General features: G+C 73.1%; 17 protein-coding genes. 12 read left to right on the forward strand and 5 right to left on the reverse strand.

The genetic code is table 11. The features are described from left to right. The first annotated feature begins 169 nt into the window (after positions 1-169). Positions 170-1,597 carry an FAD-dependent oxidoreductase gene (locus tag SM418_RS16645; protein ID WP_371941670.1) on the forward strand — a complete coding sequence of 476 codons (1,428 nt, stop codon included), beginning with the start codon at positions 170-172 and terminating at the stop codon, positions 1,595-1,597. On the opposite strand, the gene SM418_RS16650 is transcribed toward SM418_RS16645, so the two are convergent. Then, complete coding sequence (locus SM418_RS16650) at positions 1,565-2,383, reverse strand: NAD(P)-binding domain-containing protein (RefSeq protein ID WP_371941671.1); 819 nt, start codon at positions 2,381-2,383, stop codon at positions 1,565-1,567. The genes SM418_RS16645 and SM418_RS16650 overlap by 33 nt on opposite strands. A 197-nt stretch (positions 2,384-2,580) precedes the next feature. On the opposite strand from SM418_RS16650, the gene SM418_RS16655 reads away from it, so the two are divergent. The 9 genes from SM418_RS16655 (at position 2,581) to SM418_RS16695 (ending at position 11,933) form a co-directional block, all read left to right on the forward strand. Further along, positions 2,581-2,994, forward strand: a complete 414-nt coding sequence (locus tag SM418_RS16655; protein ID WP_371941672.1) for an OsmC family protein — start codon at positions 2,581-2,583, stop codon at positions 2,992-2,994. Between the two features lie 400 nt (positions 2,995-3,394). Beyond that, positions 3,395-3,862: an STAS domain-containing protein gene (locus tag SM418_RS16660; RefSeq protein WP_371941673.1), complete on the forward strand. Its 468-nt coding sequence runs from the start codon at positions 3,395-3,397 to the stop codon at positions 3,860-3,862. 178 nt (positions 3,863-4,040) lie between these two features. Next, entirely contained in the window at positions 4,041-4,988 is a 948-nt protein-coding gene (locus SM418_RS16665) for an alpha/beta hydrolase (RefSeq protein ID WP_371941674.1), read from the forward strand. An 11-nt stretch (positions 4,989-4,999) separates the two neighbouring features. Continuing rightward, entirely contained in the window at positions 5,000-5,719 is a 720-nt protein-coding gene (locus SM418_RS16670) for an alpha/beta fold hydrolase (protein ID WP_371941675.1), read from the forward strand. A gap of 1,214 nt (positions 5,720-6,933) precedes the next feature. Continuing rightward, positions 6,934-7,269 (forward strand): hypothetical protein, encoded by a 336-nt coding sequence (locus SM418_RS16675; RefSeq protein ID WP_371941676.1) that lies wholly within the window; start codon positions 6,934-6,936, stop codon positions 7,267-7,269. Positions 7,270-7,493: 224 nt separating this feature from the next. After that, positions 7,494-8,156 (forward strand): sigma-70 family RNA polymerase sigma factor, encoded by a 663-nt coding sequence (locus SM418_RS16680; protein ID WP_371941677.1) that lies wholly within the window; start codon positions 7,494-7,496, stop codon positions 8,154-8,156. A gap of 130 nt (positions 8,157-8,286) precedes the next feature. Beyond that, on the forward strand, positions 8,287-9,117 hold the full coding sequence (locus SM418_RS16685) for a universal stress protein (protein ID WP_371941679.1): 831 nt from the start codon (positions 8,287-8,289) through the stop codon (positions 9,115-9,117). A gap of 78 nt (positions 9,118-9,195) precedes the next feature. Continuing rightward, entirely contained in the window at positions 9,196-10,914 is a 1,719-nt protein-coding gene (locus tag SM418_RS16690; protein WP_371941680.1) for a GAF domain-containing sensor histidine kinase, read from the forward strand. A gap of 173 nt (positions 10,915-11,087) precedes the next feature. Further along, positions 11,088-11,933: a universal stress protein gene (locus SM418_RS16695; RefSeq protein ID WP_371941681.1), complete on the forward strand. Its 846-nt coding sequence runs from the start codon at positions 11,088-11,090 to the stop codon at positions 11,931-11,933. A 54-nt stretch (positions 11,934-11,987) separates the two neighbouring features. Here SM418_RS16695 and SM418_RS16700 read toward each other — a convergent pair whose 3' ends face one another. From SM418_RS16700 to SM418_RS16710, 3 genes are all read right to left on the reverse strand, one after another. Beyond that, the gene (locus SM418_RS16700) at positions 11,988-12,455 is read right to left on the reverse strand and encodes a pyridoxamine 5'-phosphate oxidase family protein (protein WP_371941682.1); all 468 of its coding nucleotides are present in this window, start codon (positions 12,453-12,455) and stop codon (positions 11,988-11,990) included. Positions 12,456-12,555: 100 nt separating this feature from the next. Further along, positions 12,556-13,770, reverse strand: a complete 1,215-nt coding sequence (locus tag SM418_RS16705; RefSeq protein WP_371941684.1) for an arginine deiminase — start codon at positions 13,768-13,770, stop codon at positions 12,556-12,558. Between the two features lie 16 nt (positions 13,771-13,786). Further along, a complete protein-coding gene (locus SM418_RS16710) occupies positions 13,787-15,154 on the reverse strand; it encodes an amino acid permease (protein ID WP_371941686.1) in 1,368 nt (455 codons plus the stop codon). Between the two features lie 195 nt (positions 15,155-15,349). Between SM418_RS16710 and SM418_RS16715 the strand changes: the two genes are divergently transcribed. Together SM418_RS16715 and SM418_RS16720 are read left to right on the forward strand one after the other, a co-directional pair. Beyond that, positions 15,350-16,387 (forward strand): enoyl-CoA hydratase/isomerase family protein, encoded by a 1,038-nt coding sequence (locus SM418_RS16715; RefSeq protein WP_371941688.1) that lies wholly within the window; start codon positions 15,350-15,352, stop codon positions 16,385-16,387. Positions 16,388-16,642: 255 nt separating this feature from the next. Next, on the forward strand, positions 16,643-17,785 hold the full coding sequence (locus tag SM418_RS16720) for an L-type lectin family protein (protein ID WP_371941689.1): 1,143 nt from the start codon (positions 16,643-16,645) through the stop codon (positions 17,783-17,785). Between the two features lie 78 nt (positions 17,786-17,863). On the opposite strand, the gene SM418_RS16725 is transcribed toward SM418_RS16720, so the two are convergent. Further along, a complete protein-coding gene (locus tag SM418_RS16725) occupies positions 17,864-18,133 on the reverse strand; it encodes a metal-sensitive transcriptional regulator (protein ID WP_371941690.1) in 270 nt (89 codons plus the stop codon). Positions 18,134-18,299: the final 166 nt, after the last annotated feature.

Here is an 18,299-nt window from a genome sequence, read left to right on the forward strand (position 1 = left end):
GCAGGTCCTGAGGGACGGCCTGCGGGGGCTTCTCCGTGGGCGGCGTCCCGTCGCGGTCCCTGCGGTCGGCGGGCCGGCCGCGGAGGGACGGGACGGGCCCGGGACGAGACCTTGACCTGTGTCCCATTGATAGAAACACTGTATCCCTGGGCGGAACAGTGGAGGTGTCATGGCGTTCGACGCGATCATCGTCGGTGCCGGGCCGGGCGGGCTGGCCTGCGCGATCGCGGCGGCCGACGCGGGCGCGCGCGTGCTCGTCCTGGAGAAGGCCGCGGACATCGGCGGCGCGCTGCCGTACTCCGGCGGCCACCTGTCCGCCGGGGGCTTCTCCGTCCAGCGGGAGCGCGGCATCGCCGACGACCCGGAACGGCACCTCGCCGACATCCGGCGGATCAACCGGGGCACCGGGCGCGAGGACCTCACCAGGATCTCGCTCGGCGAGCAGCCCGCCGTCCTGGAATGGCTCCTCGCCGCGGGCTACGAGATCGACCCGGCGACCCCCCGCATCGTGTACGGGCACGAGCCGTACACGACGCCGCGCACCGTCCACGCGGCCGAGACGCCCGGCGGCCCGGCGATCCTCAGGACGCTGCGCCGGCTCCTGGAACCCCACACCGCCGCCGGACGGATCGAGGTGCGCTGCGGAGCGCACGTCACCGAGTTGCTCACCGAGGAAGGGGCCGTCACCGGCGTGATCACGGCGGACGGCCGTCGCACGACGGCCCCGGCCGTCGTGCTCGCGACCGGCGGCTTCGGCCACGCCCCCGCCCTGTTCGCCGAACTGGAGGGCGCGCCGCTCACGACCTCGGCCGCGCCGACCTCCACCGGCGACGGCCTGCTCATGGCGCGCCGGATCGGTGCGGGACTGCAGGGTCTCGGCCAGTACATCCCGACCTTCGGCGGCCTGCCCCCGCAGGGCGACGACCCGCGGGTGGACTGGCTGAACCGCCCGCAACTGGTGGCGGCCGAACGCCCGCCGTGGGAGATCTACGTGGACCGGCACGGCCGGCGCTGGATCGCCGAGGACGAGCCGAGCATCGACCGCAAGGAACGCGTGCTGACCGGCGTCGACCGGATGACCTTCTGGATGATCTTCGACGCCAGGGCACTGCGGGAGTCCCGTCCCATGATCCACGGCTGGAGCCCCGCCGAACTGGACGCGCAGTGCGGACGCAGGCGCGGCGTGCACCGTGCCGGCGACCCGGCCGAGCTGGCGCGGCTCGCGGGCATCGATCCGGCCGGCCTGACCGACGAGATGGCGCGCTACAACGCCGCCGTCGCCGCCGGGACCGACGGCGCGTTCGGCCGCCGCCACCTGCCCGCGCCGATCGCCGAGCCGCCGTTCTACGCCGTCGAGAACCATCCGGTCACGCTGATCACGTTCGCCGGCCTCGACGTCGACGCGCGGCTCCGGGTGCGGCGCGAGGACGGCGGGGCCGTCCCCGGCCTGTACGCGGTCGGGGAGGTCATCGGCTCCGCCGCCGTCAACGGCAACGCGTTCTGCTCGGGCATGTGCCTCACGCCCGCGCTCGCGTTCGGCCGCCTCGTCGGACGGCACCTGGCCTCAGTGCGTGAAAGTGAACCCCGCCGCGCGTAGCTTCGCGGACGTCACCGGCACCTCCGGCGTCCTGATCTCGCCCCGGTAGGTCAGCTCCGGCAGCCCCTCGGCCGCGCAGATCTCCGCGAACGCCGCCGCGTTCGTCGGCGGGACCTCCGCGTCCGGGAAGGCGTTGTAGACACCGGTCAGCCCCTCGCTCACCACGAAGTCGAGCGCCGCCGCCGCGTCCTGGTAGTGGATCCGGTACAGCAGCGCGTCGGCCGAGAACGGGACGCTCCCGCCCAGCACCTCGTGGGCGAACCGCACCCGGGCGGGGTAGTCGATGTCGCGGGGATGGCCGTACACGTCCGGGATGCGCACCACCGCGCCGCGCGGCGACGCCAGCACCGCCTCCTCCGCCGCGATGAAGTTGCGCGGCGACGCGTCCTCGTCGTCGGTGGTCGGGCCGCTCTCGTCGATCAGCGTTCCGTCGCCCGCGCCGTAGACCGACGTCGAGCTGGTGAACACCACGCGCGGATGGACGGCGACGGCGGTCCGCGCGCTCGCGGTGAGCGTGTCGGCGTACTCGGCGACCCGCTGGGCGGCGTCGAAGGAGTGCGACAGCCGCGGGCTCACCGTCAGCACGACCGCGTCGGCCTCGCTGGTCGCCGCCGCCACGGCCGCCTTGTCCGCGCCGCGCAGCACGGCGACCTCCGAGCACACCTCCTCCAGCTCGCCGACCCGCTTCGCGGACGTGGTGGTCCCGACGACCTCGTGCCCCTGCTCCACCCACCGCCGGGCGAGTTCCATCCCGACGTTCCCGCACCCGATCACCACGTACCGCATGAGCACTCCTCCATATGGAAACACCGTTTCCATCCTGTCATGCCGGGCGCGGCCGATCCATCCACCCGGCGGCCCGGCCGCGCAGGACGCGGGTCCGTGCCGTGCGTCCCTCCGGCATGGGACCTTCGCCTCTTACCCGGGCGGGCCTCACGGCCGGACGCTGGAGGCAAGCAGCCTGGAGCAGAGGAGACGGACCAATGAGGGAGATGCTGGTCGTCCATCGCGAGGACGACGCCTTCGCCGTGCTCGTCCGTGACCACGTGATCCATGTGGACCAGCCGTACTCGGCGGGCGGAATGGACATCGGGCCCACCCCGGTGGAGCTGTTCGTCGCGTCGCTGGCCGCCTGCGCGGCCCACTACGCCCGGCGGTACCTGGCCCGGCACGGCCTGCCCGCGACCGGGCTGGAGGTCACCGCGGGCTTCACCATGGGTCCGAGCGTTCCGGCCCGCGTGTCGCGCGTCGACCTGCGGATCCACCCGCCCGCCCGGCTCTCGGAGGCGGAGACCAGGGGAATGCTGGCCGCCGTCGAGGGCTGCACGGTCCACAACTCGCTTCTCGACCCGCCGCGGATAGGCGTCCACGTGGAGAGCCGGGTCCGGGTCGGCTGACGCCTCGCCCGCCCGGCGAGGACATCGCCGCAGGGCCGGGCATCGAGACCGCGCTGAACCGGATGACCGAGACCGAACCGGATGACCGAGGCGCCCCGCGGTGGAATGGGCGCGCTCTCCCCGCCGTGCTCGGCCTCGCCGCCATTACCGGGATGGTCCGTGGATCGGCCGCGAGCCGGGGAAGTCCTTCGAGCTGTCACAGGCTGCCACCTCGCGCTGTCTTAGCTGGAGAAGGCAATGGCCGCCCATGCCGGGCGGGCCGTCTGCCCTTGGGGTCCCGATAGATGCGGCACGACCGCCTGGCTGGTCGCCGAATGCGCGGGGCCCGAACTTCGCTGATACGACGCCATTTGACAGCGCTTGAAAATCGCGTCCGCTGCGAACCGAACGAGGAGGCGATATGACCGGGCAGGTCATTGAGGGAACATCCGATCCGGCAGGCACCGACACCGGCGGCGTGCGCGTGCGCAGCGCGTTGCTGCGGCTGGACGGCACCTTCGATCCGCCGCACTTGGCCGTGGACGGGGAAATCGACCTCAGCACGCTCGACACCTTCACGTCCGCGTTGTCCAGCGTGCTCGAAAACAGTTCCGGGGACGTGTGGGTCGACGTGGAGGGGCTGAACTTCATCGATGTCGGCGGACTCCGGGCCCTTGCCGGCGCGGCCTGCAGGCTGGAACCCCAGGACCGGCGGCTCGTGCTGCGCTCGGTCGCCCCCCATCTCGCCAAGCTGATGGACCTGGTGGGCTGGAGCCGGATCTCCGGCCTGGTCATCGTCGCCCGCGACGAGACCCGCCCGGCAGGGGGAAGCGGGCCGGGCAGGACCTATCCGGCAAGCCGCAGCCGACCCCTTCGGCAATGCGGATAGTGGCGCTCATCATCGTGAACTCGCTCTCGGTCGTTCGAGGAATCCTCGTCGGGCTGTCACAGGACGCGTGAGCGGCCTGTCTTAGCAGGCGAAAGGGCGCGACCGACGCCCCGGGAAACCGGAGAGCCGCCGGCGTCCGACTGATCACGAACGTCCTCGCGGACGAGAGGAGAACACCATGAGCGAGACCGTCCTGGAGCCAGCGGCGCAGGAACTCGCCGACGCCACCTCCAAACCCCCGTTCCTGTACGAGCTCGGGCCCGCCGGCGCCCGGAAGGTGCTGGACGGCATCCAGGCCGTGCCGGTCGGCATGCCCGAGGTGGCGGACGGCTGGATCACCGTGCCGGCCGACGCCGGCGACGTGCGGGTGCGGATCGTGAAGCCCGCCGGGACGACCGGGACGCTGCCCGCCGTCCTCTACATGCACGGCGGCGGATGGGTCCTCGGCAACGCCGGCACCCATGACCGGCTCGTCCGCGAGCTCGCCACCGGAGCGAACGCCGCGGTCGTCTTCGTGGAGTACGACCGCTCACCCGAAGCCCGCTATCCGGTCGCGATCGAGCAGGGCTACGCGACCGCCCAGTGGATCACCAGGCACGGCGCGGACGAGGGCCTCGACGCCTCCCGCCTGGCCGTCGCCGGCGACTCCGTCGGCGGCAACATGACCGCCGCCCTGACCATCATGGCCAAGCGGCGCGGCGACGTGCGGTTCGCGCACCAGTCGCTGTACTACCCGGTCACCGACGCCGGGCAGGACACCGGCAGCTACCGCGAGTTCGCCGGCGGCCCCTACCTCACGGCCAAGGCCATGGCCTGGTTCTGGGACGCCTACACCACCGACCCGGAGCAGCGCGCCGAGATCACCGCCTCGCCGCTGCGCGCGACGCTCGACGACCTGGCCGGGCTGCCGCCGGCCTTCCTGATCGTGGACGAGAACGACGTGCTGCGCGACGAGGGCGAGGCCTACGCGCGCCGCCTCACCGAGGCCGAGGTGCCGACCACCAGCGTCCGCTACAACGGCACGCTCCACGACTTCATGATGCTCAACCCGGTCCGCGGCACCCGGGCCGCGCGGGCCGCCACCGCCCAGGCCGCCGAGGTCCTCAAGTCCGCTCTGAACGCCTGAAGGGGAAGCCCATGAGCACCGCCCAACAGCCCGTCGTCGTCCTGGTCCACGGCGCCTTCGCCGAATCGGCGAGCTGGAACCGCGTCATCCGCCGTCTGCACGGCCGCGGGCTCCGCGCCGTCGCCGTGGCCAACCCGCTGCGCGGCCTGCCGGAGGACGCCGCCTACCTGTGCGACGTGATCGACGGCATCGGCCGGCCGGTCGTCCTCGTCGGCCACTCCTACGCCGGCATGGTGATCACCCAGGCGGCGGCCGGCAACCCGGCCGTCCAGTCGCTGGTCTACGTCGCCGCCTTCGCACCCGAGCAGGGCGAGAGCGCGCTGCAGTTGTCCGGCAAGTTCGAGGGCAGCACCCTGGGGGCCGCGCTGGCCGCCTACCCGGTCGCCAGCGGCGGCAACGAGTTCCGGATCGCCGACGACAAGTACCACCACCAGTTCTGCGCCGACCTGGCCGCGGACGAGGCCGCGCTGATGGCCGCGACCCAGCGCCCGGTGACGGAACGGGCGCTCACGGACGGGTTGAACGTCAACGAGGTGCCCTGGCGCACCAAGCCGTCCTGGTTCGTCTACGGCGAGCGCGACCTCAACATCCCTGCCGAGGCGGTGCGGTTCATGGCCGAGCGCGCCTCCTCGCGGGGAACCCGTGAGGTCGCCGGGGCCTCGCACGCGATCGCCGCCTCCCAGCCCGACGCCGTGGCCGGCACCATCCTGGACGCCGTCGGCACTCCCTAGGGACTCGGGCCGGGGTCTTCGAACTCCAGGAACGGGCCGACTCCCTCGCCGTCGGCTCGCGGACACCGCACCCGCCGTGGGCGCCCGAGACCTGCGGGCGCGCATTCCTGCTCATCGCGTCAGGGCAGGTCCGGGGCGGCGCTGCGGGAGACCGACGAGCGCGTCCGCACGGCGCGGCGCACCGGACATGCCGCTTCAGCGCATCTGGGTCGATGACCCGCGCACGGATCCTGCTGGGTGCGGGCGGGCTCGCCGCCGCCCGCACCCAGGCCGAGGCCCGCCCTGGCCGCTGCCGGCAGACCTCGGCACCGGCGACTTCGCCGACACCACGGCCCGGTAGGCGCTCGGCCGCGCGGCGGTGCACCTCGGCGACCGGGAGGGCAACGCCCGCTGCGCCGCCGAAGGCGCGCGGATGATGGGCGCCGCGTCGCCGGCCGCGTCGCCGGGCTCCTTCGGTGCGCCTGGGAAGGGCCGGACGCCCTGACCCCGCCCGGAACTTTGCCCGCCCCCACCGACCCCGCCGACCCCGTCGTGCTCGCACGCCTCGCGCTGCGCGCCGGGCTGCCCGGCCTCCCGTCCACCGCCGCGGACCGCGCCGCGGACCTCGATCCCGGGTCCCCCTCCTGCGGGGCGTCGCGGCCCAGGCGCGCGGGATCCTCGACGGCGACCCCGACCTCCTGCTGCACGCCGTCAAGCTGCTCAAGGACGCCGGACGGCCTCTGGTTCACGCTTCGGCAGCCGAGGACGCGGGCCGCGCCCCCGGCGCGTACGGCGACCCCGCCGCCCTGGGCCTCCTGGACCCTGGGGTACCGGGCCCTTCACTAGGGATCTGGACCAGGGACTCCCGGATGTGACCGCGACCCGTGCCCGGACACAGTGGGTCATGTCGGCGGCGGGCGTCCGCCGGCCGGGCCGGACGGAGGGGTCATGACGGTTCATGAGATGGCGCGGAGGCGGTGCGGCGGCGCGAGGCGCGCTCCGCTCCCGCCGCACGGTACGGTCGGCGGTCCTCCGCCGTGCGGGCGCGACGCCGAGGCCGCCGGCCTCGCGGGGTGGATCTCGCGGTTGTGCGCTACCTCGACGTGCCATGCGGGGCATGGGGGCGTCCTCCTCGTCGAAGGGGCTCCGGGAGCCGGCAAGAGCCGCTTCGTGCGGGAGGCACGGGCCATTGCAGATGGCTGGTCACCGTCCGCACCGGGGCGTCCGACGCCCACGTGCGGGCGACCGTCTCCGGCCTGGTCGGCACCGGCGCCCACACGCTGCGCCTCGGCCGGCCGCCGGAGGACGAGCGGCATTCGCCGAGCCGTTCCTTTCTCTCGGCGCCGAGCCTTCTGGACCCTCTGTCGCCGCTCGCCCGGGAGGTGCTCCGGCTCGCGCCCGTGCTCGTCCGCGACCAGGAGGCCGGCCGGCTCGCCGACCTCAGGGGCCACACCGTCGCCAAGGTCGTATCCGCCGTCCAGCAGGCCGTCGACGCCGACTTCTTCCGCAAGCTCGGCTTGAATTCACGCGTCGAATCGGCGCGCGCCTACCTGGGGCGCCACGCCGCCTGACCGAACCGAAAACCAAAATCGGGACCGTCGATATGGAACGGCTCCGGCGGTTTGGTGCGCCTGAAGAATTGAGTTCAGTGAACATATTCCGCAGTCTGAAGATGCTGCATGACCTGCTATTCATCGATCTCATGCGTTCGTGTCATGGCATATCCAGGTCGACGCGGGATAGTTAGGGAATAGCGTTCACCGGCCGAAAAGGGCCCAGGATGTTGAAGGTTGGAATGAGCATTCTCCATACGGTTCAAGACCAGAAGAGCCCTCTCGCCGAGGCCGCCGCCACCTTCCTCGAAGTGCGTCCGCGGCTCTTCGGCATCGCCTACCGGATGCTCGGCAGCCCGGCGGAGGCCGAGGACATCGTCCAGGAGACCTGGCTGCGCTGGCAGAGCAGCGAGCACGCGGCCATCGCCAACCCGGCGGCGTTCCTGGCCCTGATCACGACGCGGCTGTCCATCAACGCCGCGCAGTCCGCCCGGTTCCGCCGCGAGACCTCCATCAGTGAGCGGCTGCCCGAGCCCGTCGACACCGGCAACGACCCCGCCGCCGGAGCCGAGCGGAGCGAGGCGGTCGAACACGCTCTGCTCCTGCTGCTCGAGAAGCTCACCCCGGCCCAGCGGGCGGCCTACATCCTCCGTGAAGCCTTCGCCTACCCCTACGCGCACATAGCCGAGATCATCCAGCTCAGCCCGGCCAACGTCCGCCAGCTGGTGAGCCGCGCGCGCAAGCACCTGGACATCGCCCGGCGCGGGCCGATCGACACCGGCGAGCACCGGCGTCTCCTGTCGGCCTTTCTCGAGGCCGCCCAAGAGGGGAACGTGAGGGCCCTGGAGAACCTCTTCGCCGCCGACGTCGTCGACTCGACCGACGGCCTCAAGGGTGCGGCGTGACGCGTCCTCCGCGGGCCTCGACATGACCCTCGTCCCAGCGGAAAGGGACCTTCGGCCGGCGAATCCGCAGGCGGACGCGGCCTAGCGTCGAAGTGGACATTACAGAAGGCCAGGGGGAAGGGGAGCAGCCATGCCGGCTCCGATCATCGTGGGAATCGACGGCTCCGCGCATGCCTGGCGTGCGCTGGACTGGGCCGCCGACTACGCCGTCCGGCACCGGCTTCCGCTGCGCCTCGTGCACGGGTCGCGCGCCCTGGCCCCGGACGGAACGATTCCGGAGGACGCGCTGCGCCGCCTGACCGCCGAGCGGGAGTCCCTGCTCGACGAGGCCAGGCAGTACGCGCTGAAGCTTCACTCAGGCCTCGACGTCACCACCCGGCTGGTGCCGGTGGACCCGGGGCGCGCCCTGGTGGACGAGAGCGGGAACGCCGGCCTGGTGGCGGTGGGGTCGCGGGGCCTGGGCGGGTTCGAGGGCCTGCTGTTCGGTTCCGTCGGCCTCTACACCGCCTCGCACGCCCGGTGCCCGGTGCTGGTGGTGTCGCGCTCGGCGCCCTATCCCGCCGACGCGCCCTCCCGGATCGTGGTCGGCGTGGAAGGGCGGCCCGGGGACGACGCCGCCCTCGACTGGGCGTTCGCCGAGGCAACCTCGCGCGGCGCCGGGATACTCGCCCTGCACGCGGTCGGCGGTGATCTCGCCCCGCGGCGGCGGGTGATCGAGGACATGGAGCTGGCGGAGGCCCTGGCCGGCCGGCGCGAGCACCATCCGGACGTCGGGGTCGAGGAGGTGGTCTCCGACCGCTCGCCGTCCCAGGCGCTGGTGGAGTCCTCCAGGGACGCCGCCCTGGTGGTGGTCGGGGCGCGCCGCAGGGCGGGCCTGATCGGCATGGCGCTCGGGCGGGTCAACCACGCGGCCCTCCACCACGCGCACTGCCCCGTGGTGGTCGTGCCCGAGGGGAGATGACCCGGGGGTGGCCGGTGAAGCCCTGATCACAGATGCGATGGGCTGACTTCTCGTCCGTAATCCGGCGATACTGGCGAGGTGGCTGACGAGTCGAGTGGCGGCGTGGACCGGGCGAGTCTGATCTTGCCGCAGCTCCAGCTGGACGATCTGCTGGCGGAGTTGCAGGTGCGGCTGGAGACGGCGCGGTCGACCCGGGACCGCGTGCACGCGCTGCTGGAGGCCGTGGTCTCGATCGGCAGCGAGCTCGATCTCGAGTCGGTGCTGCGGCGCATCACCGAGGCCGCGACGACCCTGGTCGACGCCCGCTACGGAGCGCTCGGCGTGATCAGCGCGGAGGGCGAGCGGCTGGTCCAGTTCGTCACCGTCGGGGTGAGCGACGAGGAGATCGAGGCGATCGGGCACTGGCCGCACGGTCACGGGATCCTGGGGCTGCTGATCCGCGAGCCGCGCCCGCTCCGGTTGCCCGACCTCGGCGAGCACCCCGACTCGTTCGGGTTTCCGGTGAACCATCCGCCGATGGGGACGTTCCTGGGCGTGCCGATCCGGGTGCGGGACGAGGTGTTCGGCAACCTCTACCTGACCGAGAAGGCGGGCGGCGGGGAGTTCGAGGAGGAGGACGAGGTCGTGGTGACCGCGCTGGCCACCGCGGCGGGCGTGGCGATCGAGAACGCCCGGCTGTACGAGGAAACGCGGCGCCGGGAGCGGTGGCTGGAGGCGTCGGCGGAGATCTCCACCGCGCTGCTGTCGGGCACCGGCCCGCAGGAGGTGTCGGCCCTGGTGGCGCAGCGGGCCCGGGAGATCACCGACGCCGGGGTGGTGACGGTGTCGCTGGTCGAGGAGGGCGGCCGGGAGTTCTGCGTGGAGGCCGCGCACGGCGACGGCGCCGAGCACCTGGAGGGGCTGCGGATGCCGCTGGACGACGCGGTGGCGGGGCCGGTGTTCAGCGAGGGTGTCGCGATGCGCCTGGCCGACGGGGACGGGCCGGCGCGCAAGGCGAACCTGCCGCCGCAGGTGCCGGTCGGGCCGCTGCTGGTGGTGCCGTTGGGGCTCGGCTCCGCGGCGCGCGGCGTGATCTCCGTGATCAACCCGCCGGGCGGGGCGGTGTTCTCCGAGGGGACGCAGCGGCTGCTGGAGACGTTCGCCGGGCAGGCGGCGGTCGCGCTGGAGCTGGCCGACCGGCGCCGCGACACCGAGCGGCTGGCACTGCTGGAGGACCGCGACCGCATCGCCAAGGACCTGCACGACACCGTCATCCAGCGGCTGTTCGCGACGGCGATGACGCTGATGGCCGCCATCAAGATCACCCAGAAGCGGGAGGTCGCCACGCGGGTGCAGCGGGCCGTTGACGACCTCGACGACACCATCCGGCAGATCCGCTCCGCGATCTTCGCGCTGCAGGCGGCGCCGGACGAGGAGTCGCTGCGCAGCCGCGTGCACGTCCTGGTCGACGCGGCGGCCGAGCATCTCGGCTTCGCGCCCTCGGTGCGGCTGGACGGGCTGCTGGACACCGTCGTCGACGACGAGACCGCGGACCATCTCCTCGCCGTCGTGCAGGAGGCGCTGTCGAACGTGGCGCGGCACGCCCATGCCGGCGAGACCGTTGTGCGGATCGAGGTCGGCGACGACCTCACGCTGCGGGTCGAGGACGACGGCGTCGGCATCCCCGAGGGCGGCCGCCGCAGCGGCCTGCGCAACATGGGCGAACGAGCCGAGGGGCTCGGCGGGGCGTGCACGGTCGAGCCGCGCCCCGGCGGCGGGACGAGGCTCACCTGGTGCGTCCCGCTGAAGGACGCCTGACGCCGTCACGGCCCGGTCCGTCACGCGCGGCGGGTCGCGCCGGGCCGTCAGCCGCTTCCACCGCCCCCGTTGAGGCGATGCGGGTCAGAGCCGGCCGTCCCCGAGGGCGGGGACGTTCGGCCCTGTGCGCCGCCCCGGCCGGGCGGTGGGATGGAGGTGGAAGAGGAGGCGTCATGAGCCATGTGGTCGTCGGTTACGACGGGACGAGCGAGAGCGAGCGGGCGCTGCGGTGGGCGGTGGGGGAGGCGCGGCTGCGGCGGCTGCCGCTGACGGTCTGCCACGCCTGGCGCTGGCCCTACCCCATCGGCTACATCGACCACGAGGGCGAGGCGATCGTCCGCCGGATGGCCGAGCACCTGCTCGACCACGGTGCGGCGCTGGCCCGGGAGCTGGCCCCCGAACTGCGGGTGCGCAAGCGCCTCAAGGACGGCGGCGCCGCTTCCGCGCTGCTCAGCGAGGGCTGGGACGCCGACCTCATCGTGGTCGGCTCGCACGCGCCGGACGAGATGCCCGTGGGGTCGACGGCGCTGCGGGTACCGGTCCGGACGGCGCGTCCGGTCGTGGTGGTGCGGTCGGCGGCCTCCCGCGACGGCTTGGTGGTCGTGGGCGTGGACGGTTCGGCGGGCGCGGACGCGGCGCTGTCGTTCGGGTTCGAGGAGGCCGCTCTGCGCGGCTGGCGGCTGCGCGCCGTGTACGGCTGCTGGGAGCCGGGCGCGGCCCCGGACGGGGACCTCTCGCTGTTCGGCGATGAGGACAGGCTGCGCCGGGTGGCCGGGGGCCTCCTGGAGCGGGCCGTCGCGCCGTGGCGGGTGAAGTACTCCAACGTCCAGGCCACGACCTCCCTGATGCTGAAGCCGCCGCGGCAGGCGCTCTTCGAGGCCGCGGAGGACGCCACCCTGATGGTGGTGGGCACGCGCGGGACCGGCGTCGTCGAGGAGCTGACACTCGGCGCGACGAGCGACGCGCTGCTGAAGCACGCCCCGTGCACGGTGGCGATCACGCCGCAGCACCTCGGGTGACGCCGCCCGCCGCGCCCTGCCGCCCCGCCGGGGCGGCAGGGCGCGGTGCGCGCGTCAGCCGGACTCGTCCTCGGTGGCGATGTCCTCGGGGCTGACCTGCTCGGTGGTGACGCCGCCGGGGTGGAGCGGGATGCGGCGGCCGGAGATCCCGCGCGGGGTCAACCGGACGAAGAAGGCGCCGGCCGAGCGGATCCACGGGGCGAGCGAGAGACCCCGCAGCCGCTCGATCTCGGCCGGGTCGGCGACGACCTCGGCCGGGCCGGTCAGCAGGACGCTCCAGGCGGTGCGCAGCGCGGGTTCGAAGTCGTCGGCCTCGAACGTGAGCGTGCGCCCTTCCCGGACGGCGTCGAGTTTGGCGCCGGGGGCGGTGGCGAAGACGAGCGCGCCGTCGTCCAGGACGAAGTTGACCGGCAGGACGGTGACGGTCCCGTCGGCCTCGGCCCAGGCGATCCGCCCGACCGGGACGCCCTGGAGCAGGTCCAGGCAGGCGGCGGGGTCGAGGGGTTCAAGCTCGGTCGTCATGGCACCCCGATCATCGCACACGCGGCGGTGGGCGCCCCCGGCCGACCCGCCGTCCCCGGAAGTCGTTGACCAGTTCCGGCGGGCGGGCCGGGTCCGTCCGTCACGGGGTCACCTCGTCGCGCTGGAGCGGGCAGCTCATGCAGCGGGGGCCGCCGCGGCCGCGTCCGAGTTCGCCGCCGGGGATGGTGATGACCTCGATGCCGTGGTGGCGGAGCATGGTGTTGGTGGTGACGTTGCGCTCGTAGGCGACGGCGACGCCGGGTGCGATGGCCAGGACGTTGTTGCCGTCGTCCCATTGCTCGCGTTCGGCGGCGCGGACGTCCTGCTGCGCGGTCAGCACCCGGACCCGCGGCAGGCCGAGGGCGCGCGCGATCGCGGGGAACAGCGCCTCGTTCTCGTGCACGAGGACTTCGCGGCCGTGGTCGTGGCCGGGGGAGAGCGTGTAGGACCGCAGCGGCGGCAGCTCCGGGTAGATGGTGAAGGTGTCGCGGTCGACCATCGTCATGACGGTGTCGAGGTGCATGAAGGCGCGGCGGCGGGGCAGTTGCGCGGCGATGACCCGCTGCGCCGCGCCGGCGGTGAACAGCCGCTGGGCGAGCAGTTCGATGGCCTGCGCGGTGGTGCGCTCGCTCATCCCGATCAGCACGACGCCGTTCCCGAGGACGTGGACGTCGCCGCCTTCGAGCGAGGGAAGGCCGAAGTCGGCGCCCGGATACCAGACCGGCGTGTCCTGCTCGGCGAACAGCGGGTGGTGCCGGTAGATCGCCGCAAGGTGGACGGTCTCGCGGCGCCGCGCGGCTTTGGCCATGGGGTGCAGGGTGACCCCGTGGTAGATCCACGCGGACGGGTCGCGGGTGAACAGGTGGTTGGGCAGCGGGGCGAGCACGAAGTCGCCGTCGTCCAGGGACGACAGCAGCAGGCTGTGGGCGGGCAGGCCGAGCTCGGCCTTGGTGAGCCCGCCGATCAGGTGCCGGGCGAGGGTGGCGGGGTCCATCTCGTCCAGCGCGTCCCGGACCGGCCCGGCCAGCGTCGGGCCGAGCGCGATCTCGGACGCGGTCTGGTCGAGGACCTGGGCGCGTCCCTCGTCGGTCTTGAGGGTCTCGGCGAGCAGGTCGGCCAGGTAGTGGACGCGGACGCCGCGTTCCCGCAGGGTGTCGGCGAACACGTCGTGCTCCTGGCGGGCCCGCTTGGCCCACAGGACCTCGTCGAAGAGCAGGTCGTCCTTGTTGGCCGGGGTGAGGCGGAGCAGTTCCAGGTCGGGGCGGTGCAGCAGGACCTGCCGCAGCCGCCCGACCTCGGAGGAGACGGTGAACACGGATTGCCCCTTTCCCTCAAGCGGCGTGCGCGGGTGGCTCGGACCGGTCGGTCTCGACGGCGTGGACGGTGGCCCGCTGGTCGCGGTACTTCAGCCAGGCGTAGACGGGCATGCCGGCGAAGATGAGCAGCGTGCCCTTGTAGACGACCTCGTAGCCGGCGCCGGCTATCGCCCAGACCGTGTAGCCGAAGGCCAGCAGCGCGATGACGGCGTCGCGGGTCAGGCGCCGGCCGGAGAACGCGGCGCGGTCGGTGGCCAGCAGCACCAGCTCGGCGAGCGAGGCGTAGGCGTAGGGGATGACGGTGGTGAGGGTGGCGAGCAGGATGATGAAGGTGAACTGGTCGACCAGGCTCGCGTTGTAGTTCATCAGCATCAGCCCGGTGACGAGGACGCTGGAGACGACCAGCCCGACGACGGGGGTGCCGCCGCGTCCGGTGCGGGCGAACGCGCGGGGGAACAGGCCGTCGCGGGCGGCGGCGAGCGGGATCTGGCCCTGCAGCAGGATCCAGCCGTTGAGGGCGCCGAAGGCGCTGATCGCCGCGCCGACCGCGACCAGGTCGGCGGCCCATCCGCCGAACGCGGCGTCGGCGGCGTCGGCGAACGGCGCGGTCGAGGTCGCCAGCGCGGCGGCCGGCACCAGGCCGAGGACCGCGACGGTGCCGAGGACGTAGACCAGGGCGGTGACCGCGGTCCCGGCGACGGTGGCGCGGGGGATGGTCTTCTGCGGGTTCTCCACGTCCTCGGCGGGGACGGTCGCCGACTCCAGGCCGATGAACGACCACAGCGTCAGCGCGGCGGCGGCGGTCACGGCCGAGAAGGCGCTGCCGCCGCCGGCGTTGAACTCGCCGAAGTTGGCGGACTTGACGAAGAAGAGCCCGCCGACCGCGATGAGCAGCAGCGGCACCAGCTTGATGACGGTGGTGGCGACCTGGACGGCGCCGCCCTGGCGGATCCCGTAGGCGTTCACGGCCGTCAGCAGCCAGATGGCGGCGAGGCCGACCGCGGCCGCCAGGACCTTGTCGTCCCCGAGCTGCGGCCAGAAGTGCGCGAGGTACCCGACGAACGCGACGGCGATCGCCGCGTTCCCCGCCCACACGGCGATCCAGTAGCCCCACGCGGTCTGGAATCCGACGAAGTCGCCGAACGCGCGCCGCGCGTAGGCGTAGGGTCCGCCCGTCCTGGGGTAGGCGCGGGAGAGGCGGGCGAACACCAGCGCCAGCAGGATCGCCCCCGCCGCGGTGAACACCCAGGCGATCAGGCTGATCGGCCCGTACCCGGCCAGCGAACTGGGCAGCAGGAACACACCCGATCCGATCATGTTCCCCACCACGAGGGCGGTGGCCATCCACAGCCCCAGCCTCCGGCGGGCCGGTTGCGCGTTCATCAGCGCCTCCTTCGGTCCCGCGGCATCGCCGCATCTTCAGCCGACCATCCCGGGCCGGGGCGGGGCGCCGGGCGCTGGTCCCGAGATCACCGGACCAAGGTCCTCTGCCTCAGGTGCAGAAATCGGAGCAAAGCAGCTGCACGAGGCGGGGATATACTCCCGGCACTTCCCGTCCCGATCTAGCCGGGAGCCCCGATGAGCGGAGCGTTGCGCGTCTCCCCGGCCGACCTCGCCGACGGCGCCGCCGACGGCCCGCTCCTGGACGGCGACGGCACCGTCCGCGACCCGCTCATCGTCGTCGACCTGGGCGAGGACGCCGACGCCGCGACCCTGCGGGCAGCGGCGCGGAAGGCCCGGGACGGTGACCGCCTGCTGGTCGGCGTACTCCACGGCGACGGCGAGGCGACCGAGCTGCGGCGCGCACTCGACCTCACCCTCACCCTTCCGGGCGGCGGCACGGGCCGGGAAACGATCGGCGTCGCCGACCTCGACGCGGCGCTCCGCGAACTCCACGATGCCGCGGCACGCAACCCGCTGGCGTCGCTGGTGCTGCGCGACGTGCTGCGCGCGACGGAGACGATGCCGGTGCCCGCCGCACTGGACGTGGAGTCCTACGCCTACTCCACCCTGCTCGGCGGCCGGGAGTTCGCCCGCTGGCTGGACGCGCGCGGCCCGCGCCCCCTGCCGCCCGAAGTCCAGGACCCGGTGCTGGCCGTCCGGGGCGACCGCGCACTGCGGATCACTCTCAACCGGCCCGCGCGCCGCAACGCCTACGGCCGGCAGGTCCGGGACGCGCTGGTGGACGCCCTCCAGATCGCCCTGGCCGACCGCGACATCGAACGGGTCGTCCTGGACGGGGCCGGGACCGCGTTCTGCGCCGGCGGCGACCTCGACGAGTTCGGTACGGCGCCCGACCTGGCCACCGCCCATATGATCCGGACGCGCGCGGGCGCCGGACGCCTGGTGCACCGCCTCGCCGGGCGGACGGAGGCGCGTGTGCACGGCCCCTGCGTCGGCGCCGGCATCGAGATCCCCGCCTTCGCCGGGACGCTGGTCGCCGCCCCGGGCGCAACGTTCCGGCTCCCCGAGGTCTCCATGGGGCTCATCCCGGGGGCGGGCGGAACGGTGAGCATCCCGCGCCGCATCGGCCGCTGGCGCACCCTGCACCTGGCCCTGACCGGCGCCGGGATCGGCGTGGAGCAGGCACGCTCCTGGGGCCTGGTCGACCGCTGACCGGCCGCCGCCGGCGTCAGCGCCCTGAGCCGACACGCCGTACACGATCATGCCCGTCGAGCGGCGGGGACACGCGGACCGGCGCCATGACGTTCATTCCGGCATGACCGCCCCATGGGACGACATGCAATTTCGTAAAGATCGGTTTCGCATATCGCCGCAGTAATGGTAATGCCCGATTATCGCCGTGCGCGTGTGTTCAGATGAGGATGGAAGAAGAGATCGCTTAGAACCCGCATAGGAAGAGTGAATGGCATGAGGCATCGGGTGACTCGCGCCGTGGCGGCGGCCGGGGTCGTGGCGGCCGTCGCTTCGACCGGAGGCACGTCGGCGGCAGTTTCGCGTCCGGAACCGGCACGGGTCGAGGAGCCGTTCACCGGAGCCACCGCGGATTCGCGCTTCATCGGGTACGGGGCGGCGTGCCTGACGGGCGCGCGGCGCGGGACGGCGGCGGAGGAGGCCACGAACCATCCGCTCAGGGGATGCCGCCGGGATCCGGCCGGTCCCGTGCCACCGGGCCACGCGGCGCCGCACGGATATCTCCAGCTCACCGACGCCCACATGGAGGAGACCGGCGCCGTGCTGTTCGACTCGCCGATTCCGGCGGCGGACGGCCTGGTGGTGACCTTCGAGCAGTGGCAGTACGGCAACACCACCCGGGCGCCGGCCGACGGGATCTCGTTCTTCCTGACCGACGGCTCACGGCGCCTCACCACGCCGGGCGCGTTCGGCGGCAGCCTCGGGTACGCGCAGAAGCTGCCGGGAGGCAAGGCCGGCGGCCAGTTCGTACCGGGGGTCGACGGCGGGTATCTCGGCATCGGGCTCGATGCGCTGGGAGACTATTTCGGTGACGGAGAACGGCGCGGGAACGGTTGCGAGAGGCGTTCCCCGGCCGGGACGAGTCTTCGCCAGTCGCCGCCCGGCCCCAACATCGTGACCGCCCGCGGCGCCGGAAACGGCACCACGGGGTACTGCCTGCTCGCCGCCACGACCGACAACAAGACGACCACCGGTCCCTGGCCGTCGTCCCTTCCCGGGCACCTCCACGGCGACCTGCGCAAGATGCCCGCCGACGTCGCGCCGGACGAGGCCGAAGAACTCCTGGAACCGGTGCGCCGGACCGTCCGTGTCGCGTTGTCGTTCGGACCGGACCCCGTCGCGACGGTCGACATCGATTTCGAGGACGGCGAAGGCTTCCAGCGGGTGCTGAAATTCAGCGCTCCCGAGCCCGTTCCGGACACCTTCAAGTTCGGCTTCGCCGCGTCCACGGGGCCGCTCACCGACGTGCAACTCATCCGCAAGGTGGTCGTGCGTCCCCAGGAATCGGAGGAGAGCCGGCGCATGCCGGGAAACCGGCGGTCCGGCGAGCGCGAGGGTCGCCCGACGGCCGGAAGATGAAGAAGCTTCGGAGCTGAGCGGGGGCGACGCCGGCGGGCACGGTGCCCGCGCGTCACGGGAGGCGTCCGCGTCCGGGGATCAGGCGAGGCTCATGAAGAGCTTTTCCAGCTGGGCGCGGTCCAGCTGGGCCTGCTCGGGGTCCGCGCCCTCCTGGACGCACTTCTCCAGGCCGGTTGCGATGATCTTGAAACCGGCGCGGTCCAGTGCCCGCGAGACCGCCGCGAGTTGCGCGATCACCTCCTTGCAGTCCCGCTCGTTCTCGATCATCTGGATGACCCCGCCGAGCTGACCCTGCGCGCGCCGCAGGCGCACGAGGACGTCGGCCAGGGAGTCCGCTTCGAATTTCACGTTGTCCTCCTCATACCCACCAGGGTATAGGGTACGTGCCCCGGTCAAGGCCGGCCGGACGAAGGCGGCGCGGGTGCCGCGCCGCCGGCGAGGAGGGTCCCGCTGACGCCGGACCGGCCGCCACCGCCCCCGATCCCGTCCCGCCGCACACCTCTCCTTATACCCC

Origin of the sequence: Actinomadura chokoriensis (genome assembly GCF_041463665.1) — a bacterium.
GTDB lineage: Bacteria > Actinomycetota > Actinomycetes > Streptosporangiales > Streptosporangiaceae > Spirillospora > Spirillospora chokoriensis_A.

Excerpts from the sequence above, each read along its gene's own strand:
- SM418_RS16645 (WP_371941670.1), top strand. The coding sequence starts at position 170 with ATGGCGTTCGACGCGATCATCGTCGGTGCCGGGCCGGGCGGGCTGGCC.
- SM418_RS16650 (WP_371941671.1), bottom strand. The coding sequence starts at position 2,383 with ATGCGGTACGTGGTGATCGGGTGCGGGAACGTCGGGATGGAACTCGCC.
- SM418_RS16655 (WP_371941672.1), top strand. The coding sequence starts at position 2,581 with ATGAGGGAGATGCTGGTCGTCCATCGCGAGGACGACGCCTTCGCCGTG.
- SM418_RS16660 (WP_371941673.1), top strand. The coding sequence starts at position 3,395 with ATGACCGGGCAGGTCATTGAGGGAACATCCGATCCGGCAGGCACCGAC.
- SM418_RS16665 (WP_371941674.1), top strand. The coding sequence starts at position 4,041 with ATGAGCGAGACCGTCCTGGAGCCAGCGGCGCAGGAACTCGCCGACGCC.
- SM418_RS16670 (WP_371941675.1), top strand. The coding sequence starts at position 5,000 with ATGAGCACCGCCCAACAGCCCGTCGTCGTCCTGGTCCACGGCGCCTTC.
- SM418_RS16680 (WP_371941677.1), top strand. The coding sequence starts at position 7,494 with ATGAGCATTCTCCATACGGTTCAAGACCAGAAGAGCCCTCTCGCCGAG.
- SM418_RS16685 (WP_371941679.1), top strand. The coding sequence starts at position 8,287 with ATGCCGGCTCCGATCATCGTGGGAATCGACGGCTCCGCGCATGCCTGG.
- SM418_RS16695 (WP_371941681.1), top strand. The coding sequence starts at position 11,088 with ATGAGCCATGTGGTCGTCGGTTACGACGGGACGAGCGAGAGCGAGCGG.
- SM418_RS16700 (WP_371941682.1), bottom strand. The coding sequence starts at position 12,455 with ATGACGACCGAGCTTGAACCCCTCGACCCCGCCGCCTGCCTGGACCTG.
- SM418_RS16710 (WP_371941686.1), bottom strand. The coding sequence starts at position 15,154 with ATGAACGCGCAACCGGCCCGCCGGAGGCTGGGGCTGTGGATGGCCACC.
- SM418_RS16715 (WP_371941688.1), top strand. The coding sequence starts at position 15,350 with ATGAGCGGAGCGTTGCGCGTCTCCCCGGCCGACCTCGCCGACGGCGCC.
- SM418_RS16720 (WP_371941689.1), top strand. The coding sequence starts at position 16,643 with ATGAGGCATCGGGTGACTCGCGCCGTGGCGGCGGCCGGGGTCGTGGCG.